The organism is Carnobacterium funditum DSM 5970, assembly GCF_000744185.1.
Taxonomy (GTDB): Bacteria; Bacillota; Bacilli; order Lactobacillales; family Carnobacteriaceae; genus Carnobacterium_A; species Carnobacterium_A funditum.
Genome location: NZ_JQLL01000001.1, coordinates 1,164,109 through 1,189,353 on the forward strand (window position 1 = coordinate 1,164,109; position 25,245 = coordinate 1,189,353).

Here is a 25,245-nt window from a genome sequence, read left to right on the forward strand (position 1 = left end):
ATCCTTGATTTAACATAACACTTTTTTTAAAAATATTAGAAGTAAAGAGATTTAGAGATATCTATCAATACGATATAATAAATACTATTAAAAAAATATGGAAAGAAGGTTATAAATTGAATAATTCTTCTGGAAAAGAAAGTAACCCTTTAAATAGTTTGGGTAAAAAAATAAAGAATCACCACAATGACTTAATAAAGAGAGTTAAAAGGAACTGGACAAACAGAAAACGGATTTTTTATGGCGCTACTTTGTCCTTGTAATCAAGGAGATATGGAGAGCGTTCCATTAAAACTTTAGCAATAATTATAAGCAACAAAAAGGAAATATAATGGATACAGTTTTATTAAAGCAATCTGCTGCTACAATAGGATACAAATTTTATGTAGATGGTTAGGAAAACTAACTGTCTACATTAAAAATGTAGACAGTTAGCATCAGAGAAAATGTTTAACTATTAATAGTGTCTTTTTACGATTGTCTTTTTTAACTTTTAGTACTAGTTTTTATATTAAAACTATCACTATTGCTTAGACCCCTCAACAAGGACTTCTTTATTGTTATGCATAAAAATCAAATCTTCACCTGATATTAATTCATAAACCGTTTGTTGTTCAGTTAATATAACCTTAAACCAACTATCCTTAAAATGAATTTTAAAGCTCAACTCTTTCCATTCTTTAGGTAACCGGGGAGAAAAAGTTAACTTATCTTCCTGTATTGCCATTCCTGCAAATCCATATACCATACTCATCCAAGTTCCGCCCATGTTAGCAGCATGAATGCCATCTTTTGTGTTTCCCTGTTGATCAGTAAGATCCATCAAAGCAGTATCCATAAAGTAACGATACGCTTTTTCTTTCTCGCCTATTTCACTTGCCATCATGCCGAAAACAGATCTAGATAGAGAAGAATCATGGGTTGTGATAGCTTCATAATAATGGTAATCCCGTGTTTTTTGTTCTTGCGAAATTTGTTTAGAGTGCAACAATTGGGCTAATACCACATCTGCTTGTTTGTTGACTTGGTAACGATAAATCATTAATGGATGATAATGCTGTAACAAAGGATATTTTTCTTTGGGTGTATTTTCAAAGTCCCATACCGTTTTATCGAAAAATGTATCGTCTTGTTTCGTTAATTGTTTTTCTTCGTCAAAAGGTAAATTCATATTTTTTGCAGCATTTTCCCAAAGTTGAATCTCATTTTTTTCAACAGCTATTGTTTTGGTTTTTTCAATTAATCCTTCTTTTGGTAGACTTAATACTTCTTTGGCTAATTTAACAGCGTATTCTAAATTTGTTTTTACCATACGATTAGTGTAGTAATTATTATTAACAAGAGCGGTATATTCATCCGGACCAGTTACGCCATTAATACAAAACGTGTTCTCTTTTCCAGGAATGTAATCCCCAAACTCCATCCAAAAACGAGCCGTTTCAACTAAAATTTCAAATCCTTCATGGTATCTAAAATCCTTATCATTTGTAGCTTCTAGATAGAGCTTTACTCCATAGGCAATATCAGCATTAATATGAAACTGTGCAGTCCCTGCTGGATAATAAGCACTACATTCTTCTCCATTGATTGTTCGCCATGGGAATAAGACGCCTTGTTCTACTCCCATTTCTCTAGCTCGATTTCTTGCTTTTTCTAAAATAGAATAACGGTATAAGAGCAACGACTTGGCAGTTTTAGGTTGAGTATAAACAAAAAAGGGAAGCATGTACATTTCTGTATCCCAGAAATAATGTCCTTCATACCCGTCACCAGTTAGTCCTTTAGCTGGAATATTAGTTAACCCATCACGTCCCGCTGCTTGATTTAAATGAAACAAATTAAAACGTAGTCCTTTTTGCAATAAATCGTCGCCTTTAATTTGAATATCGCTTTGCTCCCAAAAAGAATCCATCGTTTTCAAATGCTTCTCTTTAAGTTTTTTATAGCCTATTTTTTCTACTTCTTGTAACGTCTCTCCTAATTGTTTAGTACTAGTTTGATCTTGTTCAGACTCAGAATAAAATGAACTATACCCGGTTAAAATCTCAATTCTTTCCGTTTTTCCTTCAGTACCTTTTATAGTAAGTTCATTTATAATCTTTTCATCTGTCTTTATGCAGCGGATTTTTTTGTTGGATGATGAGATATTAACTTTTTGTCCCACGACTACTCGTAAGTTGCTTTTTTTTGTCACTAAAACTAAACATGCTTGATTTTCTTCATAAGCTAAATGAGTACGAAAATCACGTTTTTCACGTTTAATTACTCGAGGATCATCTATTAAAGTCTCGACAGTAGATGGCAAGCTTACCTGGCCATCTAAACAGGTTTTAAATGTCAGTTCTCCATTAAAATTTACCGGTGTTAATTGATAAGAAACGGCTAATATTTCGGGAATATCATAAGAAATAAATCGTTCGATAGCTACATCGATTACTTTTCCATCTGAACTTTCCCATGTAAAAGAACGTTTAAGAATCCCTTCTTTCATATTTAAGACGCGCTTGTGTTTTGATACAGTACCTGTTTCTAACTGAAACCACTCTCCATCAATTGCAAAACTCATTTCTTTTCCATTAGGAATCTGGCAAATAGTTTGGGCATTTTCAGCATATCCATAGGCTGTTTCCCCATAAACAATAGGCGTTGTTTCAAAAAAACCGTTTGCATAGGTCCCTTCATTTGTTGTGAATGTTTTGTTTAAAAAACCTTCTTCTAAACTGCCTCGCGTTCCAATGTGTCCATTTCCTAGCGAAAAAAGAGTTTCATTGTGTCTTATTAGGTCAGGCTCTATAGTTTCTTCCCAAATTTCCCATTCTGTTCCTTTCAGTAACTGGTCCATTTATTTTCTCCTTCTTTTACCCGTATTTTTAATTAAACGTAATCTGATTTATTCATCTATTGCCTATTTAATTTAGTAACTACGTATCGCTACAAAAAGTCTTTAGTCCTTATTAGAAGAACCCTATTTTTTTATACAAAACGTTTCATAAGGTTCCAAATACAAGTCACTTAAATCATAAGATTTTCTTGTACTATTTGAAATAATTGGTTGACTTTTGTCTGATTGGGCACTTAACGATAAGCTAGTTGGTTCTTCAGAAAAGTTTGCAACAACTAGCCACGTCTCATTTTGATACGTCCTTTCATATGCAAAAATCGTTGGATGATTAGGTAACAGCAACTTGAAATCACCAAATACAAGTGATGGATTTTCTTTACGTAGTTTAATCAATTGCTGATACGTATAAAAAATAGAATTTTTGTCTTCTAAAGCTTGTTTGACATTAATTCCATTGTAATTTGGGTTTACTGAGAGCCAAGGTATACCAGTAGTAAAATCAGCCTGTTGGGTATTATCCCATTGCATCGGTCTACGAGCATTGTCTCGTCCTTTTGTGTTGATTGATTTTATTATCTCTTCTTTATCATGAACCAATTCTAGACGTTCACGGTATAAATTAATCGTCTCGATATCGCTTGCTTCCGAAATATCTTCGATTGGCTGATTAGTCATTCCAATTTCTTCACCTTGATAAATATAGGGGGTTCCTTTCATAAAATGAAGTAAAATTGCAAACATTTTAGCGCTTTCTACTCGATAATTTTGATCGTTTCCCCACCGTGAAACAATTCTAGGTGTATCATGATTGTTCCAAAACAAGCTGTTCCACCCGGAGTCACCAAGCTCTACTTGCCATTTAGCTAAGACTTTTTTTAATTCTACTAAATTAAGAGGCTTCAAGTCCCATTTACTTTTTCCTGGTTGCTCATCTAGGCTTATATGTTCAAATTGAAAAATCATTGATAATTCATTTCTTTTTGGATCAGAAAATTTCTTACCGCTATCAATTGTAGCACCCCATGTTTCGCCCACTGTCATTACGTCATACTGACTGATTGTTTCTTGGTTCATTTCTTGAATAAACTCGTGCAGTCGTGGTCCGTTATTTGTAACGTTATTATCTAAGTCTTTGCTAATCTGATCGATAACATCCATGCGGAATCCACCAATTCCCTTGTCTAACCAAAAATTCATCATTTCATAGATATCTTTTCTCACAGCTGGGTTTTCCCAATTCAGATCTGGCTGCTTTTTGCTAAACATGTGCAAGTAATATTGTCCGCTTGCTTCATCAAACTCCCAAGCAGAACCGCTAAAAGATGAGGTTAATTCACTTGGTCTTTTTCCATCAACGGGATCTCGCCAGATATAATATTCACGGTATTCGTTGTCTCTACTTTGTTTTGATTCTACAAACCAGTTATGTTCATCTGATGTGTGATTGACTACTAAATCCATTATAATATGGATTCCCTTTTTCCTAGCTTTTTCTATCAACTCATCCATGTCTTTCATCGTTCCGAACTCAGCGTTGATGGCTTGATAATCACTAATATCATAGCCATTGTCATCGTTTGGAGATTGGTAAACAGGACTAAGCCATATAGCATTAATCCCTAATAACTCTAAATAATCCAACCGTTTGATAATCCCTTGCACATCACCTATTCCGTCTCCATTAGAGTCTTGGAAACTCCTTGGATAGATTTGATAGACTACTGCATTCTGCCACCATTTCATACTTTAATTCCTCATTTCTTTAACTTTTTCTATTGTTTTCTTTTAAGGTTGGTTTATTTAATTGCACCCTGTGTAACCCCACTGATGATCCACTTTTGTGCAATGATATAAACAATTAGCATAGGTAAGCTAGCTAATAAATAAGACGAAAATGCCAAAGTATAATTTGTACTAAATTGAGATTCAAAAATATATTGAGTTAAAGGGATTGTTGCCATATCACTGTTCCCACTCAAAATGACTAATGGCAACATGTTTATAGAGCATGGAACAAACATTGCGCTAATGATGTAATCACCAATTAAAGTGAATCTATCACTTTAACGCTCTTTCTTTCAATGATTTTAAATGGAAGATACACTTCTTTATTTATCAGTTCTTTTTCATCTATTTGATGGAATAACATTTCTGCAGCGGTGTATCCCATATCATACAAAGGCTGCTCAATTGTTGTCAACGGTGGGTAGACCATCTGTGATACTAAAATATTATCGTAACCAATTATAGATAACTCTTCAGGTATATTAATCTTTTTTTCATGTGCCGTTGCAATTGCTCCAGCAGCCATTTCATCACTAGCAGAAAAGATTGCGGTCATTTCCGGGAAATTTTCTAAAAGCGTTACAACATTCGATCTCCCATCTTCAAAGCTAAAGTTGTTCCCGACAATAATACGTTCCTCATTGTAGAATAGATGATGATCTTTCAATGCCTCTTTGTATCCTCTGATTCGTGGTTCTCCAGAAATCTTATCGTTAGGATCACCGCTGAGCATACCGATATTTTTATGGCCCTTGCCGATTAAATATTCTACAGCAGCATAGGAAGCTTGATAATCATCAACTTTTACGAAAGGCAGCTTGTATTTTTCTGAAAATGTAGATAATAATACGATAGGAATGTTTATTTTTTTGATGTATTTAATATTTTCATCCGTTAAATTTTCACTTGTAAAGATAATGCCATCTACTCTTTTTTCTTTTAATGTCTTTAAATACTCCATTGTTCTTTCTTGGTTAGAATAGGTGTAGCAAACGATAATGCTATACTTCCTTGACTGAGATAGATTTTCAATTCCATTCAGCAAATCGTGCGTAAGCATACTTGCAATATTTGGTACGATAACGCCAATAGTATTTGTCTTATTTGTGATTAAGCTACGAGCAATTTCATTAGTCTCATAATCTAATTCTTTCATAGCTTGTTGAACCTTTTGTTTTGTTTCTTCTGAAAAACCGGGCTTATTATTTATTACGCGAGAAACTGTCGCAATAGAGGTTTGCGCTTTCAAGGCAACATCACGAATGGTAACCATCTGTATTCACTTCCTATTCTATCTTTAATTAACCTCAACGTAAACGTTTACTCAAATTGATATTAACATAGTTTGTTAGCGTTTTCGATGTTTTTCTTATATTATTTCAAATTAATTATTAGAGTTATTAATAACTGTAAACTAAAATTTTAGATAACAGCAAAAATAGAACTACATACCTTAAACTATGTACCGACCTTTAGAAGTCAGGCTTAAAATTATAATACCCCGTTTTTTTATCTTAATACATGAAATTTATATAAAATTGTGTATCTAGAATCTTATTAAAATATTGTACATGAGATTGCATGTTCAAAAAAAATTGTGTTTTTTTCACTTGGAATTACAACTAATAGTACCCGTACATTTATACAAAAGTTAGAACATTATAATAAGCTTTGCTTGATACCTACGGATAGAGACAATGCTTTGGCATTAGCAAGAAATCTCGATGATGGTTTCCTTGCTATCTTTATCACCTTAAGTGGAAATACAGAAATTCTTATACAATGCGCTAATTTACTTAAGCAAAAAGGAATTAATATTATTTCTATAACGGGTTTAGAGAATAATTATATACACAAACAGACAATCATTCAGATTCCACTGCTGATATACAATCTAGACTATATATTGACTTCATGTTAGAAATAATTTTTAATTTTATTGCTATTTCAGACGAAATAAATAGCTAAAAATAAATACAGCCTTAGCACTTGGACTATTTTATTACCTTATCCTTTATTTTGTTATTCTTTAGATATTAGTTTTCCTATTTATTCCAGATAAAAAATCCGGACATTCTTAAATTTCTCTTACTGCATACTTTATCAATCCAGATCCAAAATCATAAAAATAGGGTGTTGGAAAGTTTACTTAAAATCCTTTCTTAGCTAAACTATGTATTTATTCTTAATCTTAAGTTAAGCGTTTTATTATTTGTATTCCAGGCTTTCAAAAAAAATGATTTTGAAAGATAAATTACCATAACCTTTTCGTCTGGAATCAGAAGACGGCTATAGCCAACTAATTTCGAAAGCGATTACCAAAATAAAAATAATATCTTATAATCTCCAGTCGATAAATTACTTTCAACTATATTTAATTCATTGTTCAGTTGGAGAAAACTAGTTCTAAAAAGTTAACCTGAAAGTACTAAAAAAAATCATACAAACATATACATGTATATGTTTGTATGACCTTTCAAAACTAATAAAATGATCAAAAAATTTATTTTGATTTAATAGATATTTATAAACTGAATGCATTCAATGCCTGCTAACTGTCTATTTTGGGTAGACTCAATTTAGGCACTATGGAAATAAATAAATTACAACAAGATAGATTAATTTAGTTGTACATTTACTGACTCTTTAAAAAAGTATTAGTATGAATTTTTTTTAAAAAGGCTACTCAAATGATTGCTAAATAAAATCGGGTTTAAGTATAAAAGAAACACTAGAATTAACGTCCATTCAATTTCTACTGTACGCACAATAAACATACTAATAACCGCAAATAAGATATCTAAACTACAGCTTAAATAGACTGACGATTTTAGAACTGTTTGTTTTTCTTTAGTTAACTCTTCAAATCCATTAAAACCTAAAGGAATAAAAGTCCAATCTTGAATAATTTTTGAAGAGTAATGACCTTTAGATAGTTTAATCATAGCGGTTAATTTAATCAAAATAAAAAAAGACATAAAGGCAATTAATATGTAATACTTCATAAAAAAACTCCTTTCAAATCTATTCTTTATTATGACATAAATTATTTCTCTAAAATATCTCAATACATGAAATGACATATAATGGTGTATTAATAAACTTTGATTTAATAAGGTTGTTTTTTTATTTCTTTAGTTTCTCTTCATGATCCACGTGAAGTGTGGTCTATGCAAGGCTAAAACCTGGCCAGCTTTCAGCTGAGACAAGTGGGAAACCGTCACTTATAAGACCTTAAAATCATTTGGCTTTTAGCAAGCCGATCAAACTCTTTTCGCTGGAATTCCGTTCCTTTTCGTTCCAAAAGTTTGGTGGCATGTATTGTGCTGCTTATTCTCATAGCTGCACAACACTTTGAAACAGTGCATCAGTACCGATTCATAAAAAAAGCCACCCCTACAGCGAATAGGAGTGATTTTCTTTTTATTCAATTTTATAACGTTTTATTCTTTTTAAAATGTTTGAGAGTTTATTTCTTTTTATTAGTGTGGTCTAATTTTATTAAATTCAAAAAATTTTAGAGTTAATTAATATCCATCTACTTCTTTTAATTCAAAATCAGAAGGAACCAAAACGGTATCAATCGCATGTACAACGCCGTTTGTTGCTTCAATATCGGTTGTACTTATTGCTGATTCATTCACCATGGGATCTCCCGATAAATCAAATGTTAATTCTTCTCCATTAACTGTTTCTGCTTTCATTCCATCTGTTAAATCAGCAGCTAAAACTTTTCCAGAAACAACATGATACGTAAGAATCTTATCTAAATCAGGCTGTGCGAGTAATTCTTCAGCTGTAATATCTAATTCACCTAACAGTTTTTCAAATGCAGCATTAGTCGGTGCAAATACTGTAAAAGGACCTTCGCCTTGAAGAGTTTCAACAAGTTCTGCTTCTTGAAGAGCAGATACTAAAATACTAAAGTCAGAATTACCTTGTGCAATACCAACAACATCTTCTTTAACTTCGACGGATTCTTCCATAGCTGGATCCTCATTCATTGGATCAGGATCCGTATTATCATCTGTTGCACATCCTGCTAACAATCCAATGGCTGCTAACGAAACTACACCTAATCGTAACTTCTTCAATAATTCTTTACTCATAATAAATTCACCCTCTCTTATAGTCTAAAATAAACTCTCAAACAATAGAGAATAAACTCATTCTCTACCTATATTCACACTCTAATTGAAAGGTTATTAGAAGTCAATTAATAGGTTTAAAAAGAGATTAACCTACTATTTATTGCGAATATAGGCGTTTTAAAATAGTTGAAGAGTATCTAAATGGAAAATCAGGTTATAGTTGCTCGCTAAAAAATATTATGTCCAAAATAGGTCTATTATTCAAAAGTGAGTAGATTAATAGCAACAATAAGGAGTAGATGGATTAAGATCAAAAATAAGTAATTGGCTATAAATTTAAGGCTTGTTGGCGCGAGATGGGTCTCGGCTCTTTTTTTCGAGCAAAACAAAAAAGTCCCCTTTGACTTTTTAAGCTATAGTGACCCCCAAAAGTCGAACTTTTCTCAAAAATCGAAATAAAAGACAAGTAAAAAGATGCCTAAAAAATATCATACAAATGGTTACCAAACGTATTACATTTGTCATACGCGACATCCTGCAAATCTTGATGTGACAATCTTTTAGAGAGAGGTAAGAAAACGTGTTTTTTCGACATCTAGGCGTCTGTTTTTATTTTTGAGATTCGTCAGGCACAGCCTGACACGTCAACATTTTGAAGCGTAGCTTAAAATAGGCAGGCGCCTGAATCTTTTTATGCTCTTATCATTTTTTTCATTAGTTCAGTTCATATTTATTATTTTCTAATATCAGTATGTTTACAAGAATATAGGCATTTGGAAGCCTACTTTTAAAGCACTCTCAAGCCTTGAAATCTCTTATACTTCATTTCATTTTATTAAATAAAATGAAATAATGAATTCCAACAATAATATCAGGTGTTTTATTCGTGTTTTTATTTATTTTCTGCTATTTTTAATAGAGAAATAATAAAAAGGAGATGTTTAGTTTATGGAAAGTAGCACACGCAATTTATTAGTCGGTTTAGGTGCTGCAGTAGCAGTAGGATCTGTTGTTTTATCTGCATCAAATAAAACTATGGCTAAAATAGAAGTATATGCTAATCGCCAAAAAGCGAAAAAATTTGTTAAAGATAGATTAAAAGGCAATGAAAAAGCTTTAGATATTGTTGAAAAGCTATCTGATGAACAGGTAACAAACATATTAAAAGTTGTTGATAAAGTTAGTGATTTAAAAGGACGATTTGGAACTCGTACGAGTCATTTAAAAGATGCAACGAGTGAGTTCAAAGATAAAGTAAAAGGAAAAAAATTCAATTAGAATAAGTAGTGTGACATAAAGTAATTCGAGTTTACTTTTTGGAGTACGTTCTAGAATGAAAATCTAGATATGCGAAAGAGGTTGGGACAAAAAGTCCCAATCTCTAATTTTAATCTGACATTAATTATCATGTAACTTTTACTTTTATTAGTTACAACAATTATTAATAGTTTGTTTCAAATACATGAAATGAGATACAAGCGTGTATCGAAAACCTTGTTTTTTGCGTTTTTCAATCATTTTAATTTCTCTTTAGCATTCAGGTAAAACGTGGTCTCTACGAGGCTAAAAAGGGTCATCTGAAGTAGGTACGAAAAATATCGGAATAGCGGACTACTTTTCCGTGCAGAACAATAAGAAACCTCTTTTCACCTTTTTGATAGGTTCTTTTTAACGATTCATGCATTTGTCATACGTTCTATTGTGTCAAACTGGATAGTATTAAAATTTGGGCTTTAATAAATAGAATATAAACCTCGTCTATTAATCAAATTAACATAATCTAGTGGTATTACTCTAGTTTTTCAGCTTCAATTCTACATACTATTTATATCCCCTAAAGCGATCGTTTATAATGTTTTTTCTTTTAATTCCATTATCTTTAAGCTTGATTCTAATTTCCTTTACCATATTTGGATTACCCGATATAAAGTATAATGAATTATTTTTATGTTTCTTTATATAGTCTAATATATTTTCTTCCAAATCTTTTCTATCTTTTAAATATATAATATTCATTTTAGGATTGTTATTACTTATTTTGTCTAATTCATCTTTAAACACATACTCCCTTTTGCTATCTATATAAAATAGCTTTACCTTTCCTTTTCTATCTTTATATTCTAAATCTTTCAATATAGCTCTCATAGGCGTAATACCGATACCTCCAGCTATCATAGCAATACTTTTATTATCATTAGAAATGAAAAACCCTCCAAATGGACCTCTTAAAAAAATGCTCTCTCCAATTTCCATAGATTTTAGTTTAGCTTTAAATTCACTAGGATTTTCCCCTATTTTTGTACCTATGGTTATAATCTTTTCATATGGAGAAGATGCCACACTATACATTCTAGAATTCCCTCTATTTAACTTTTCACCTTTAAAATTAAATAGACCATGCTGTCCTGCTTTCCAACTCAGTGGTGATTTAGATTCAAATGAAAAAGAATACTTATCCGAGAATTCTTTTCTTTTATCAATGAGTTTTATTTCATTGTTTTTAAATAAACTTAATATACTCATTTTTAATCCCCCTTATATTAGTTCCAATAGTCTTTATGGTCTATCACATATTGTTTAAAACTAATCGGCTCTCTTCCTATTAACATTATAGCTGTATTTTTATATTTGTCTTCTATTAAGCTAATAGCTGCTGCTCTTGCTCTATCTCTTGTGTCTATAAAGCTTGTCTTTGATTTCCCTGCTGGTATATATAGCTCATCTCGTTCTTTTATCTTTCTCTATGATTCGTATTTAAGTTTTGCATAAAAAAATTAGTCTTAAAAACACATAAGGTATGCTTAGGTTTTTTATGATATGTTCAATCTTTCTATGAGGTACTATTGGATTCTTTCCAACTCCAAGAAGAGATACAAATACAATTTTCTCTATTCCCTTTCCTTTAGCAGCTTTTAAAAAAGGGAGCCTATCTTTTTGTGGTTCTGCAAGATTGGGAGGCCTCACTAAAAAAATAGCTCGAACTCCTTCTAATGCTTTTTCAAACGTCTTCTTATCTAAAAAGTCGAATTTTACTAATTCTACATTTTCTTTATCTTTAAATAAAGTTTTAGCTTTTTCTATATTATGAACTGCTGCTTTTATATCCTTTTTAAAAGTCAGTAACTCTTCTACTACATATTGACCAATATTACCACTTGCGCCTGTTACCAAATATTTATCCGTTTTTTTTACCTCATATTTTTTATGATCTTACTTATTGTATTTTTAAATAGTAGAACTTCTTCATTAGTTAATCCTTCTGTTGCGTCAGATAGTACTTTGTTGCTTATTTCTTCTAGCTTAGGAAGTTTTTTTTTAGATTCTTTTGTTAACTTTAATATAAAGGACCTTTTATCATTAGGATTTGGTTGTTTTTCTATATATTGTTTATCTGTAAGTCTATTTATGATTCCTGATATAGTTGGTTTGTCCATATCTAATCTTTCAGATATTTCAACCGCTGTAGCCCCTACCTCTTTTCCATCTTTAAAAGAATTCATTTCAATATCTTTTATAGTTGCAAATTGAGATACTGTGATGTCCTCTATTTCAAGATCTTTATTTAATCTATTTTTTAATAGTTTTGAACAATAATTTATTGTATAACCAATATTCATTCTATCACCCCATATAAACTAGTTAGCACACTAACTAGTTTATCGTTAATTATTTGAAGAAGCAATACAAAAATTTCACTAGTTAGAAAATCATGTCTAAACTGGTGCAATTTCTTGCCTATCTATGTGTGTATCATAAAAATTTACTATTTATTTTCCTTGCTATAATACAAATGAGTTTTACAGTTGTATGATTCTGACAAACTTAGTTTTATAAGTATTTTATTAAAAAATGATGACTTATGAATACACGAAATCTTATAAAATTGTGTATCGAAGACAGGGATGAAAAATAGTCAGCTATTCCGACATTTTTCGTGCAGAATCCCTCCTCCCAATGCCTCTTAACATAGAGTAACCGAGATGGAGGACACCAATGAATGATGTACCAATGACCCGTCGCGGGTTCTTTTCAAAAATTACAAAATTTTTCAAAAAACTATTGGGAGGTAAGAATTATGGGTAAGAAGGCTTTGGTTATTGTTGATGTGCAGAATGATTTCTGTGAAGGTGGCGCTCTAGGTGTGACTGGAGGGCGTGAAGTAGCAAATAATGTTGTCAGCTACATTGATCGATTCTCTGAGGAATACCCGGTCATTTTTGGTACCCGTGACTTCCACGAGGCTAACAATGACAACGGTGGACACTTTGCAACACCGCCTGCTGAGCCTGATTTTATGGACACATGGCCAGTTCACTGTGTTCAGGGAACTGAGGGTGTTGAGTACGCTGATGCAAGGATCCGCCAAGACGTTGACATTCACATCGTCAAGGGGATGGGTCGCCCGGATTACAGTGGTTTTCAGGGAGTGATCCAAGGGACAGGCGTTTCTCTGGAAGATGCGCTCCGCTCGTTGGGCGTTACAGAGGTTGACATTGTTGGAATTGCTACCGATTACTGTGTCAAGGCTACTGCTCTGGATGCGGTGACTGCTGGATTCAAGGTTTCGGTTGTCGCTACTCTCACGGCTGCTGTCAGTGACGGCGAGGGAGCCTTGATTGATATGGTTGCGGCTGGCGTCAACATCGTGTCCCTTGAAGAAAACTGATGCCAAAAAAACATCTGAGATAGAGGAATTAGCTGGTTCAATTAATTTTGAGAAAGTCAACATTAGTGGTTAGTTGGATGACGCCATCATTGCTACATTTGCAGCGAACCCATACGAAGAATCCAAATTGTACACATTTTTACTTAACGACGCAATAGATGACCAAGCAGATTTAGTAGTGAAGCATGCTGAATCTCTTTCTGCTTTGAACCGCATCAAGTGAAACAACCAATGATAATCCACTAAATCTACTAGCCATCCATTCACTTTGCATAACTATTTATCTCTCACTTTAATTTTTTAAAACTCTTTAAGGTACATGAAATAATATAGATTCATGTACCCAGAGTTTTTTAAAATTAAGGTTCTTTTTATTTACTGAACAACTATCTTAAAAACGCACCTCTTACTTTTTAAAATAGTTGTTAGTATGGTTAATGTGTCGTTAGTTTTTAATGATTATACCCTGAAAGAGTAGTATAAGGAGGAAGAAGAAATAGAAAGTCTTGCAATATAAAGATGTTAAGAAAAAACATCTTCCATTGCTTGGAAGAGTTGGCTTAAAAGGGGATTACGATAGAAGAGTAGAGATCCTACGAAAAAATCCAGTTGAACAAGTTAGAAGAAATGAAGTTCCTCAGTCATAAAGCAAGAAAATCCGTTCGATGAGAATCAATGGACAATATAGGCTTTTTTTACAGTCGACAAAGTAAAAAAATCGTAATCATAAAGACTGCTTGATCCCACTATGAAAACAATACCCCATCCTAAGAGATAGCCTTATAGCTTTCTCTTTTTATTTATCAGATAAGTTTTTTTAGTCCTATGTGTCCACTAAACTACCGTTCTAGTTTGTCGATGTCTTGGTGAACGGGTCTGAAGCGACAACGTACTTTGCAGCTTCATACAGGTTAACCGGTATAAAAACAGACAATAGCCACCAAAGTATGCGCATTTTTCTGATTTCCGCTCTTTTCTATATTAATTACAGATTAGTCTTTTAACGAAAAGTCATTTGGCAACCTCTTAATCTAAATAAACTACACGAGGCGGAATCGAACCGCCACAAGGCCCCTAGCCGTGCGCTGATGCTGGTCTTTATTCTGAATCTTCTGCGACTACGGTTGTATCAGTTTCAGTTGTTGGCTGGCTAAGTGTGTCATTCAAATTGTTGATTTGACGACCAATATTCTTTGTTCCAGCCATTGAATTAATCAATTCAATTAGGTCTAAACCTGTTGCGTCTTTAAGGGCTTCTTGTGTCGAAGCTAGCACATTTGTTGCTGTCTTAGTAATAGCTGATGCACCATTGCCGTCTCCGCTATCAACAACCGTTATCTTGTCAATGTTGCCTAGTGGTTCTGCAGATGCTTTGATAATAGATGGGTAAGCTTCAATCAGCATCGTCGTAATGGCTGAACTTCCGATACCCTCCATGGCTTTAGCCCATGCTGTCTTACTTTCGGCGTTAGCTTGACCGATCAAACGAATACTTTCAGCTTCAGCTTGACCATTTAGTTCGATTTCTTTAGCTCTAGCTTCAGATTCAGCAATGGATCTATTTTTACTAGCGATAGCGCTTTGTTCAACAGCGTAACGTTCAGCTTCGGCTTTCTTACGAACGGTTGCGTCGTATTCGCGCTCTTTCTTGATTGTTTCTTTCTCTTGTAGTTCAATTTGTTTTTCACGCTCTGTAATTAATGCGTTACCTTCTTCAACAACAACGCGTTTTTTTAATTCAGCACGTCTCAAGTCATAAGCACTTTCAGCTTCGGCCTTAGCGATATTTTGTTCTCTCTCATACGTAGATAACAATAAACTTTTCTCTTTTTTAGCGTTCGCTGTTTCTGTTTCACGTTGTAATTCAGCTTCTTGAGATTTTTGATCGGCTAAAGCACGTTGAATACGTGTTTCTTTGTCTGCGTTGGCTGTCTTAATGTCAGCATCACGTTTGACTTCGGCAATACGACCTTGACCTAATGCTTCTAAGTAACCATTTTTATCCGTCACTTCTTTTACGGTGAACGATACAATCACTAAGCCCATTTTAGCTAAATCGCTTGCAGCTTCTTCTTGTACGTTACTGTTAAAGACATCTCTGTTTTTATAGATATCTTCAACGGTCATACGACCCAAAATAGAACGCAAGTGACCTTCTAAAACTTCTTTAGCTTCGCTCTCTAATTGCTCCGTTGTTTTACCTAAATATTGTTCTGCAGCCGTTGCAACATCTTCAGACGTTGACCCGATCTTAATAATAACGGTCCCGTCAACTGCGACCGGCACACCCTCTTTAGTATAAACTTCTGGTGTACGAACATCTAATTTAGAGGATAAAAGTGATAATTTATTAACGGTTTGAATAATAGGCCAAACGAACGTTCCGCCTCCGCTAACGATTTTCATCTTGTTGTTTGTTTCAGGATCTATAAAGACGTTTTTGTTTCCCAAAGCTGTCCCAGAAATAATTAACGCTTCGGCTGGCGAAGCGGTACGGTAACGACTAACTAACAATATTAATAAAATAACACCAATGGCGATAACGCCAACTGTTCCAAATAAGGTTGAATCCATATATATATTCCTACTTTCTTCTTGCTCTATTTTTTGAAGCTTGTTTCTTTTTATTTTCGTTCCATGTCGGCACTCGTCTGGTGATGTCTTTAATGCTATTATTATACGGTAATACATATAATACGCGGTCTCTGACGTCCATAACCAAGACATTTTCGTTTATTGGAATGTCTGTTATGCCGTCGTCATTTTCGTAAATTTTAGCCATTTTATTGACTCGTGTGAACCCCGTATAAACAATGACTTCACCTGTTTTATTAAGCGAAATTGGAACGGAAATCTTTCCCTCTTTACCCTCTAATTGATAAATAGAGGTAATACTGGAATTTTCGGCACGTCCCTTAAACGGTAAGATAACCAGAATATTCATTAACATAATGGCGACCATAACGACAAAAAAAATACCTGCAAATAATATAATAGATACTGTTTTACGTTCAGATATTAGAATTCCGTATGTAATGAAAAAGGCAATCATACCGGTAACAAAGAAGTCACTAATGTCATAAAAACCGACACTAATACTATCTTTCAATGGCAACGTTAAAATGGCTACGGCTATACAGCCGGCAAAAGCATACTGTAAGTACAACGGATTCTCTAATACAACAGTTAGCATTTCAATTCCACCTCCCTTCAGTGACTTATTTCTAATGAATATCTACCATTTTTTGAGTACCCTATAATACAGTTTCTTTTGATAGGCCAACAATTCCATCCATGAAAAGACCCTTGAATCTTTGACTCATATAATACTCTTTGTAGTCAGTTCCTACTACACAGTTGACGTTTTTTGCAGCTGTGACTTTTCTGAATACATCTTCACCTTTTTCATTTAATACATACAGAATAAATATTCTTTTGAAAATATATGTTATTAAATTAATTATACCATTAAATTGTATTTTAATATAAGCATTTTAATATAAAAAAACCCATTATTCTAAATTAGTGGATAGTTTCAATGATACAGGACATTGATTAGAATAGTGTATTGTTAACCTTCTCAAATCACGGTTATTTTTATTTGCTGAATAACTATTTTCTTTAAAGAGGCAACAACCCTTGAAAGAAAACAAAGAATAAAAATAAAAACGTACTAACGTAAAAAGCACTTTGTAGTTTTCTTTCTTTCTGAAACTCTTCTACTCCTGCAATGAGCATCGTGAAGCCTATAGACAAGACCATAAAAGGTAGAAAGGCACCATTTTCTGTCACTAGTGAATATATAGCAAGTAATGAACCAACTACTGTAAAAATCAAACGTCCTATTAGAAGCATAAACTTACCCCTCCATTTAAAATAATTTAAATGTATCTTTAATTTTGCTAGGTCATTGTTTTTTTAAAAAAATTTATGAGAATTATCGAATAGATACGAAATACAATAGCAATACTAATATAATCAAACTACCTTTATAATCGATCAATCCCAGTTTTTATATAAGTTCAAACCTCATTTAAATATAACTATTAATAAGAGAGTAACGTGAAAAAGCAACTAATTTCCTTCCAGTTTATTTCTCCGTTCTGAATTGAACCCATAATTATGAAACCTACCCGTACGCCCATAATTCCATAAATAAATGACTCGATTTTTTTATTCATTTTGTTCCCACTCTACTTATATTAAAAAGAATAACCGCATTTAACTGCTCTTGTAAATAATATTTTTTTAATCGTAGTATTCTTCATGACAGCTTAACAGACAAAATCATATAAAAGAATCTTTCAATAAAATAAAATAATGATTTTATTTATATCCATACATGAAATGACATAAAGTCATGTATCCAGAACCTTATTATTAGCAAAGTTTTTTTTATCTCACATTTACTATTTCGAATGCTCTGCGAACCTGGAAACTACTACTGTCTGTTATAGCTACAACAAGCAAATTAGACTCAAATTTTTTAATCTAGACTGATATTCTTTTTCAGAACTATCCCGACTTATTAAAAGGTCTAACTTAAGATTATCTACACTAGCTCAATTTCTTATTTAATTCTTAGCTTAAAAAAAAGGCTTATAAAGACATACGGAATCAACAATAAGAACAAATAATTAATCACGATTATTTGTGGGCTATGAGTAGCAGGCATGATTTGGGTATTTCTTAATCCAGTTAGTAATCCCTCTGTATTAAATTGAATTTCAATGAAAAGCATGACTGTAATCATTTCTAAATAAATAAACTTTATCATATTTTCTAAAAAAGAGACTAAATTAGGAATAACATAAGAAATAAAGAGTTTCTTTCTAGAATATCCCAGTGACTTCGCAAAGATGACATAATTAGACTGATAAACGTCTTTAATATAGGGGGTCATATATTTAATTAAAAAAATAATGGGGAAAATAGTCAATATAATTAATGGAACGACTATCGCGGGTTCTCTGGGAGTCCCAACTGTTTTAAAAAGATAAAAAGATGTCTCTTTGTAGATAACGACACTAAACCAATGGATAAAAAGAACGATACCGACAACGGGCAAGCTTTCAAGATCTTCTAAGGATTGGATAAACTTCACGACTGTTTTATTTTTTAAGTTTGGAAAAAAATAACTATACAAAACTAACAAGCAGATGGTTAGGACTAGACTGACACTGATTAGTTTTAGGGTATAGCTGCCGTTGGTTTGTTGGTATAGCTTAGGTAACTCCATAATATTAGAATATGTAAAAAGTTGTGTCATTGTTTCTTTCATTAAGTTCCAGAATAAGCTGGGGTTCCTCATACTTAAAGGCAATGAATAACTCAAACAAACAATAAAAATAATCCCTAACGGTACAGAAATAAGTGACACAAACTGTTTTAAGCTTTTAATAAGTGTGTTGATTTTCCATCCCTCCAACTAAAGCTCGTTTCATTCTATTAAGCAAAAGAATCAATCCTCCATAAAATGCCAATGGAATAAGTACTGTCCAAGGCGTACTAGCTAAGCGGTTAATGTTCTGCCCAATCAGACCACTCCATTCATTAGACATTGTCACAGTGTATTTAGTGCTTACGTCTAACTGCATAACTAGTGAACCGCCTAAATACAACTGGAAATAAGCTAAATAAATAAAAAGAGATAAGTTTTGCGTCAAAATTTTAAAGAGTAAATTTAATGTTAATTCCGTTAATTGTGGTCTGAAAGAATACCAGATGGATCTAAATTTTGTACTTCCAAGGCTTAAACTAGCCTCCGCAAAGTCTTGATTGAAAAGCAGAGTTAATTCATTGTGATAAAGTTTAACTAAATTTGGAAGCCCAACAAGAAATAAAATGATCAATTGTATCAACAAAAATTTCATATTAGTTGAAGGTAGACTATCATCTGCACTAAAAATGATCGCGTGGTAATAGGGTCCTATCAACAAAAGTAATAAAAAAGGCTTAGGTATAAATGCGAATAGTTTATCAAGATACGAAAAAACAGGTAAAAGCATCGTTCTTCCTAGCTTATAAACCGTTAAACTACTTAAGAATAAACTGATTAAAATTTGAGCGATACTTAATAATAAACCCATGAAAAAAGTATATTTAAATCCTTGAATAACTTTAGCAAAGATGGTGAACCCTAGTATATCCGTACCAAATGGTTTAACTTCAACAGGTGAAAAAGGGGGATAGGTTAGTTCTCCGTTTATTATGGCCTTATCAACCCGAATAGTGAGAAGCTTTGATAATAAGGGTTCATAGATGAAACTAAGGAATAAAAAAAAGAATAAAATAAAACTCAACATCCAAAACCTAGAATGTTTACTTTTGAATGTGTTCATATGAAGGAGGGTCTCCTCTCTTTATAACTAATTTCTACTACGTGATCATCGTTTTTATGTATTATTTTTTTATAAAACTACTATTCTACTTCCTGATTTTAACATATAAACAGTTTTTTATTATTATTATCGTAAATTTCAGTTTCAACTAATGGTGGGGATCTTTCAACTGATTCTAGATTAATATTAGCTAAAGAATTTGTGCGCAAAATTATTTTTACAAAAGCGCTGAAAGAAACACTCGCTATCAAAGATAATCATCTTTATTATAATTTAAAAGTAAGCTACATGCAGTTCAGCAGATTAAGAATATTGCTAGAAGTTAGGACAAGTAATGGCCTCCTGAGCCTTTCCTTAAAACCATTTTTTATAGTTGAATAGATTAATATATCTGTCGTACTGTAATGTATCATTCTGTGACTGCCACTGCCTATCTCTTGCAGTGCTATTTTTGAAAAGAAAGGAAGCCTACAAACTTTATGTCTGTAAGCTTTTTTACGCTGTTATTGTCTACTATTAACTCTTTTTATTGGCTAGGTTAGATACGATAATGAGAACGCAGAAAAAAGATTAGATGAATAAGGAACAAAAGATAACCAGATTCTTTGATTAAATTATATAGTAATTAGTACATAAAATTGCTTGAAAGTGTTTATCTATAAGCTTATTAAAGCAAGAACCTATTTTGCCTTTCTAAAAGGTAAAATAGGTTCTTGCTTTTTAATTCCTAATACAAACAAATGTAGAGGATATTTTTTGATTATTTTTTATGTAATAGGTAAAATTAAAGTGTAGAAAAAAGTGCAGTTTAGTTTACCCCCGTAGGCACTGAGCTCATTTGCCTTCAACTCATAAAAGAAAGCAACTGAGCAATCTTTTTTCACCTGCCATGCACCCATCTTGGTATATGGCAGTTTTTTTAATGTGAAGCAGTATCAAATTATCTGTCAATAGTTTTATCAAGTTAAGGTTCTTTACAATTAAATTAATTTGAATAATCTATTTTACAACTGTTAGATGCGTAAGAAAAATCAAAAGAGGTGAATGCGATTGGAAAATGATTATTTTAAGATGATACTTTTAAGGGAGACAATATCCCCACATATATCGGAAGAAACGGTTGAGATTGAACAACTAACAAACTTTAGAGAGCTTATGTTAGCTTACAATGCTGCTATCAGAGCGGTAACTACAAAATTGGAAATACTAAATGATGAATTATCTCATCATGATAAAAAAAATCCCATACAAGTTATTAAATCGAGGGTTAAGGAGCCAGCAAGTATCGTTCGTAAACTTCAGAAAATGGATAAGGATATAACAACAACAGCTATCGTATCTTCTCTAAACGACGTCGCTGGTGTACGTGTGGTCGTTGCATTTATTGATGATATATACACAGTTGCGGATATGCTTGTTAAGCAAGATGACGTAACGTTAATAGATGCAAAAGACTATGTTAAAAACCCTAAGTCAAATGGCTATAGAAGTTATCATATGATTATAGCCGTCCCTATTTTCTTTTCGGATAGAAAACAATCTGTAAAAGTAGAAGTACAAATTCGTACCGTTGCAATGGATTTTTGGGCGAGCCTTGAATATCAGTTAAAGTATAAAGAAAATTTAAAAGACTCCAATAGTATTGAAATTGAATTGAAAGAATGCGCAGAAACGATTGCTAGGACAGATTTAAAGATGCTGGAGATTAAAAATAAGATAGAAGGCAATAAACTCCCTAGAAAGAAGCATCGATTATATGTTATTAAAGATAGAACTAAAAAGAAAAAAAGGAATGACACTCATAATTTACAAATACATGAAATGAGATAAAGTCATGTATCCCGAATGTTACTGGATTGAGCTTATCTTTGCTATAATAAAGATAGCAAATTTTATAGAATTTCTCATATTTTTGTATATAAATTACAATGAATCGAGGTCATTTTTATGTTAGAGTTATTTTTTCTATATTAGGGATACTTAGTTCAGTTTTTTGTGGTATTGCTTTTAGTAATTTACAAAAATTAGATAAAAAAGATGAAAAAAATTAATCACACAATAGATACATGAAATTAGATAAATTCATGAATCCCGAATCTTGTTAAACCAAGGTTCTTTTTCTTCTTCTCCACAAAAAAAACGGAAATAAATTTCTCGTACCTTATATATCTAGTTCTTGTTTTCTTTAATAAACAAATACAAAATTAGTCCACAAGTGTTCAGGAGTCTGTTGCCAATTTAACTTTGCTCACAATTTTTTTGCTAATACAAGTCTTGGATGTATTTAATTAATGGATAAAATAAGTAATAAAGGTTTTGGAGATATTGGTCAATTCCTTTGACTAAAAACATCTGTCGTAAGATACGTCTACCATTTGAAAAATTATTTCGGAGGGTTAAAAGATGTATAAAGAAGATCGACTGCCTCAATCTCCAAAAGAAGGCATACTATTTATGGTGATTATATCGATTATTTCGGTAAACATCGTCGCTCCTACTATCATGATGTTGGGACAAGGATTCAACATTGAAAATTATTTTGAAACGTTACGAATTATCCCATTCATGTGGGTCATTATCGTATTACTGGTAACGTGATTGCAGAGCCGATAGTTGGTAAAGTAATGCCAAAGTCCTTAGGTGAAACCGATGAGTTTAACGCTCTTATACTATTAAATACCTATTTAACTGTTACCATTATATCTATTTGTCTGTCAATAATAGGACCATTGGGTTGGTATGAGAAAAATAAGCATAAAGCCTTCTCAAAGCTTCTTTCCAAATTGCTTTAAAAACTTTGGTGTAGCTATTTGGGTTGAGTTGCTAGTTGCACAGCCTATCGCAAGATTTGCAATGTACAAACTGCATGTAAAGTAAAAAAAAGACTACCCATTTTTAGCCCTTCCAAGAACCCTTAATCTAGAGGGTTCTTTTTTTCTTATTTAATCTATGATAGTTGGTCAAATAAAGATTCGAACAGAATTTAATTTACAGCAATAATAAGAATAGTAACTATAATTAAGATAATTACACATGAGAATGTAAACAAAAAAACATTTTGTAGGTACATTTTTTTATACCGTACGTTTTCCATATTTAAATTTCTTGCACTATTTCCAACACTAAGTTCTTCTCGATGTAAAAGAAACAAAATCGACAGTCTCGTAGGATCACTAATTAGTCTAAATAGTGTACTTACTTCTTGTATAGATTCTTTCTCCAATAGAGAAGATGATCGATTCATAGCCAATGCTCCCTCTCCTATATGTATCTATTCATACCTAAATTATCATACAAGGTTTGGAATACAAGTTCTTCATCCAATAGAAGACAGGTTAATTTTCTAATAAATAGGGCTAATTTTTTGGTAATAGTTGACAATATCATTTTAGCGGCATAAAATGAACATACAGACATATGATTAAGCATTCATGTGTAAAACGTAATTGTTACGAAGTAATAAAACAATACTATCTATTTTAAGAAAGGTGATAAAATGGCTAATAGTAAAAAAAAACAGCCTCACGAAGAGCACCCTCATGGAAAGGCCCCCATCATTTTATATTTTATTGGTTTAGCACTGGCGATTATCGCATTATTATTGACCGATAACTACCTATTCCTACAAAACAGTTTATTTTCAATCGCTACAATTACAGCTGGGTATCACGTCATTATTATTGAAGGATTAAGCGAGACTATCGAAAACACCAAAAATAAAAAGAACTTTACACCTAATTCTCATATTTTAATGGGACTAGCTGCAATTGGAGCTTCTCTAATAGGTAGTTTTTGGGAAGGAACATTATTGATTCTCATTTTCTCTGGAGCTCATTTTCTTGAAGACTACGCTGAAGGCAGAAGCAAAAGAGAAATGACTAAGTTGATGGAAATGAATCCAACAACAGCTAAATTAATTATGCCTGATGGAAAGACTGAAACCGTTGCTGTCGAGGATTTAAAAGTTGGAGATCAATTACAAGTGTTAAACGGTGATCAAGTACCTATTGATGGAACCATTCTATCGGGCTCTACTTCTATTAACGAATCTGCTATTAACGGTGAAAGTATGCCTAAAGAAAAGACAACAGGCGATAGTGTTTATGCAAGTACCATAAATGGAACAGGTACTTTCTCGATGGAAGTTACAAAAGAAAATAAAGATACTGTGTTCTCAAAAATTTTACAATTAGTGAATCAAAATCAAGACAACCAAACAAAAGCAGCTAGTATCATTCAAAAATTTGAACCTACGTACGTTACGTTTGTTTTGGTTGCAACCTCACTTATTATTTTACTTGCCCCCTTTTTGTTTGATTGGACATGGTCAGAGAGTATTTACAAAGGGTTAGTTCTTTTGGTTGCAGCCTCTCCTTGTGCCTTAGCAGCCAGTACCGTTTCCGTAACCTTGTCAACCACATCGAACCTTGCGAAAAAAGGGGTTCTTTCAAAAGGAAGCACGTATCTATCACAATTAGCAGATATAGACGCTATTGCTTTTGATAAAACTGGAACTCTTACACGTGGAAAACCAGAAGTTACGAATTACTCTTTTACTGATTTTGTAAATGAAGAAACTATCATTGATGTTATAGTGGCTCTTGAAAAAGAATCGAATCATCCTTTAGCCAATGCTATTTTAGAAAAATTTGAACCTAAAAATAAGTTAGACATAGAAGTAACCAATCAAATCGGTAAAGGTTTAACTGGTAATTACGAAGGGAAAAAATATCAGATAGGGAAACCAACTTCTTTTGAAAAGGTCTCTGAAGAAGATAAACAATTAAACAAAGAATGGGCTTCAGAAGGGAACACAGTCGTTTACGTAGCAGAAGATGAAAAAGTGATTGGTCTGATAGCACTAATGGATGTTCCTAGCGAACACGCAAAAGCAACGATTGCTTACTTCAAAAAACTTGGTATTCATACGACGTTAATTACTGGAGATTCCGAAATGACAGGACAAGCTGTTGGTAAAGAATTAGGCATAGATGAAGTCATTGCCAATGTCATGCCGGCAGACAAATCAGCTATTATGGATGAACAAAAACAAAAATATGGAGTGACGGCTATGGTAGGAGATGGTGTAAACGATGCACCTGCCCTTGTGAAGGCAGACGTCGGAATAGCTATGGGAGATGGTACTGATGTAGCAGTAGATGTATCTGATCTCGTTTTAATGCAGAATAATTTATCTAAATTAGTTAATGCACATAAAATTTCTTTGAGAATGAAACGTGTTATTTGGCAAAACATTATTTTCTCAATGATTGTTGTAGCTTTTTTAATTGTAGTCAGTTTATTGGGGCTAACGGACATAGCTATTAGTGTACTTGTTCATGAAGGAAGTACATTAATCGTTATCTTGAATGGTCTTAGGTTATTAAGGACTAATTAAACACTAGCTTTGTACCATTAATTTTATTTCAATGCTTATTAAATAAGAACTCTACCGCTCAAAAGGGAATAGGGTTCTTATTTTCTTTCAATGTAGAAAAGAAAACCATACAAATTTCCAAC

The 25,245-nt window shown here is 32.7% G+C and carries 21 protein-coding genes and 1 pseudogene; 7 read left to right on the plus strand and 15 right to left on the minus strand.

All coding sequences use genetic code 11. The features are described from left to right. Positions 1-523 precede the first annotated feature (523 nt). The 4 genes from BR44_RS05385 to BR44_RS05395 all read right to left on the minus strand — a co-directional run bounded on the left by BR44_RS05385 (position 524) and on the right by BR44_RS05395 (position 5,900). Entirely contained in the window at positions 524-2,842 is a 2,319-nt protein-coding gene (locus BR44_RS05385) for a glycoside hydrolase family 65 protein (protein WP_034551062.1), read from the minus strand. A gap of 123 nt (positions 2,843-2,965) precedes the next feature. Continuing rightward, positions 2,966-4,585: a glycoside hydrolase family 13 protein gene (locus BR44_RS05390; RefSeq protein ID WP_034551063.1), complete on the minus strand. Its 1,620-nt coding sequence runs from the start codon at positions 4,583-4,585 to the stop codon at positions 2,966-2,968. Between the two features lie 53 nt (positions 4,586-4,638). After that, a complete protein-coding gene (locus BR44_RS11270) occupies positions 4,639-4,839 on the minus strand; it encodes an ABC transporter permease family protein (RefSeq protein ID WP_211249861.1) in 201 nt (66 codons plus the stop codon). 47 nt (positions 4,840-4,886) lie between these two features. Next, the gene (locus BR44_RS05395) at positions 4,887-5,900 is read right to left on the minus strand and encodes a LacI family DNA-binding transcriptional regulator (protein WP_034551064.1); all 1,014 of its coding nucleotides are present in this window, start codon (positions 5,898-5,900) and stop codon (positions 4,887-4,889) included. 303 nt (positions 5,901-6,203) lie between these two features. Between BR44_RS05395 and BR44_RS12150 the strand changes: the two genes are divergently transcribed. Beyond that, positions 6,204-6,548, plus strand: a complete 345-nt coding sequence (locus BR44_RS12150; RefSeq protein ID WP_425393575.1) for an SIS domain-containing protein — start codon at positions 6,204-6,206, stop codon at positions 6,546-6,548. Between the two features lie 736 nt (positions 6,549-7,284). On the opposite strand, the gene BR44_RS05405 is transcribed toward BR44_RS12150, so the two are convergent. Both BR44_RS05405 and BR44_RS05410 read right to left on the minus strand, forming a co-directional pair. Beyond that, entirely contained in the window at positions 7,285-7,632 is a 348-nt protein-coding gene (locus BR44_RS05405; RefSeq protein WP_034551067.1) for a hypothetical protein, read from the minus strand. Positions 7,633-8,154: 522 nt separating this feature from the next. Continuing rightward, positions 8,155-8,736, minus strand: a complete 582-nt coding sequence (locus tag BR44_RS05410) for a fasciclin domain-containing protein (RefSeq protein ID WP_084676099.1) — start codon at positions 8,734-8,736, stop codon at positions 8,155-8,157. A 930-nt stretch (positions 8,737-9,666) separates the two neighbouring features. Here BR44_RS05410 and BR44_RS05415 point away from each other — a divergent pair. Then, entirely contained in the window at positions 9,667-9,996 is a 330-nt protein-coding gene (locus BR44_RS05415; protein WP_034551069.1) for a hypothetical protein, read from the plus strand. 543 nt (positions 9,997-10,539) lie between these two features. Here BR44_RS05415 and BR44_RS05420 read toward each other — a convergent pair. The 3 genes from BR44_RS05420 to BR44_RS05430 form a co-directional block, all read right to left on the minus strand. Continuing rightward, a complete protein-coding gene (locus tag BR44_RS05420; RefSeq protein ID WP_034551070.1) occupies positions 10,540-11,241 on the minus strand; it encodes an FAD-dependent oxidoreductase in 702 nt (233 codons plus the stop codon). Positions 11,242-11,472: 231 nt separating this feature from the next. Next, positions 11,473-11,889: an NmrA family NAD(P)-binding protein gene (locus tag BR44_RS05425; RefSeq protein ID WP_051912554.1), complete on the minus strand. Its 417-nt coding sequence runs from the start codon at positions 11,887-11,889 to the stop codon at positions 11,473-11,475. A 17-nt stretch (positions 11,890-11,906) separates the two neighbouring features. Next, a complete protein-coding gene (locus tag BR44_RS05430) occupies positions 11,907-12,335 on the minus strand; it encodes a MarR family winged helix-turn-helix transcriptional regulator (protein WP_034551071.1) in 429 nt (142 codons plus the stop codon). Positions 12,336-12,793: 458 nt separating this feature from the next. On the opposite strand from BR44_RS05430, the gene BR44_RS05435 reads away from it, so the two are divergent. Together BR44_RS05435 and BR44_RS11480 are read left to right on the plus strand one after the other, a co-directional pair. Further along, positions 12,794-13,384 (plus strand): isochorismatase family protein, encoded by a 591-nt coding sequence (locus BR44_RS05435; RefSeq protein ID WP_034551073.1) that lies wholly within the window; start codon positions 12,794-12,796, stop codon positions 13,382-13,384. Between the two features lie 73 nt (positions 13,385-13,457). Continuing rightward, positions 13,458-13,607: a hypothetical protein gene (locus tag BR44_RS11480; RefSeq protein WP_156954898.1), complete on the plus strand. Its 150-nt coding sequence runs from the start codon at positions 13,458-13,460 to the stop codon at positions 13,605-13,607. 875 nt (positions 13,608-14,482) lie between these two features. On the opposite strand, the gene BR44_RS05445 is transcribed toward BR44_RS11480, so the two are convergent. The 5 genes from BR44_RS05445 to BR44_RS05465 all read right to left on the minus strand — a co-directional run bounded on the left by BR44_RS05445 (position 14,483) and on the right by BR44_RS05465 (position 19,725). After that, complete coding sequence (locus tag BR44_RS05445) at positions 14,483-15,958, minus strand: flotillin family protein (protein ID WP_034551074.1); 1,476 nt, start codon at positions 15,956-15,958, stop codon at positions 14,483-14,485. 10 nt (positions 15,959-15,968) lie between these two features. Then, complete coding sequence (locus BR44_RS05450; RefSeq protein ID WP_034551076.1) at positions 15,969-16,577, minus strand: membrane protein; 609 nt, start codon at positions 16,575-16,577, stop codon at positions 15,969-15,971. A gap of 428 nt (positions 16,578-17,005) precedes the next feature. Then, positions 17,006-17,239 carry a DUF3953 domain-containing protein gene (locus tag BR44_RS05455; RefSeq protein ID WP_034551077.1) on the minus strand — a complete coding sequence of 78 codons (234 nt, stop codon included), beginning with the start codon at positions 17,237-17,239 and terminating at the stop codon, positions 17,006-17,008. Between the two features lie 715 nt (positions 17,240-17,954). Next, on the minus strand, positions 17,955-18,812 hold the full coding sequence (locus BR44_RS05460; RefSeq protein WP_245592925.1) for a peptide transporter: 858 nt from the start codon (positions 18,810-18,812) through the stop codon (positions 17,955-17,957). Continuing rightward, positions 18,781-19,725: a hypothetical protein gene (locus tag BR44_RS05465; protein WP_034551079.1), complete on the minus strand. Its 945-nt coding sequence runs from the start codon at positions 19,723-19,725 to the stop codon at positions 18,781-18,783. The genes BR44_RS05460 and BR44_RS05465 overlap by 32 nt, the downstream gene beginning before the upstream one ends. A 1,050-nt stretch (positions 19,726-20,775) precedes the next feature. On the opposite strand from BR44_RS05465, the gene BR44_RS05470 reads away from it, so the two are divergent. After that, a complete protein-coding gene (locus BR44_RS05470; RefSeq protein ID WP_211249862.1) occupies positions 20,776-21,555 on the plus strand; it encodes a GTP pyrophosphokinase in 780 nt (259 codons plus the stop codon). Between the two features lie 573 nt (positions 21,556-22,128). Further along, complete coding sequence (locus BR44_RS11710) at positions 22,129-22,323, plus strand: hypothetical protein (RefSeq protein WP_211249863.1); 195 nt, start codon at positions 22,129-22,131, stop codon at positions 22,321-22,323. A 490-nt stretch (positions 22,324-22,813) separates the two neighbouring features. Here the strand turns inward: BR44_RS11710 and BR44_RS12155 are convergent. Then, positions 22,814-22,969, minus strand: a pseudogene (locus BR44_RS12155) (ArsR/SmtB family transcription factor); the annotation flags it as partial. Positions 22,970-23,221: 252 nt separating this feature from the next. Here BR44_RS12155 and BR44_RS05485 point away from each other — a divergent pair. Next, positions 23,222-25,123 (plus strand): heavy metal translocating P-type ATPase, encoded by a 1,902-nt coding sequence (locus BR44_RS05485; protein ID WP_034551081.1) that lies wholly within the window; start codon positions 23,222-23,224, stop codon positions 25,121-25,123. Positions 25,124-25,245 lie beyond the last annotated feature (122 nt).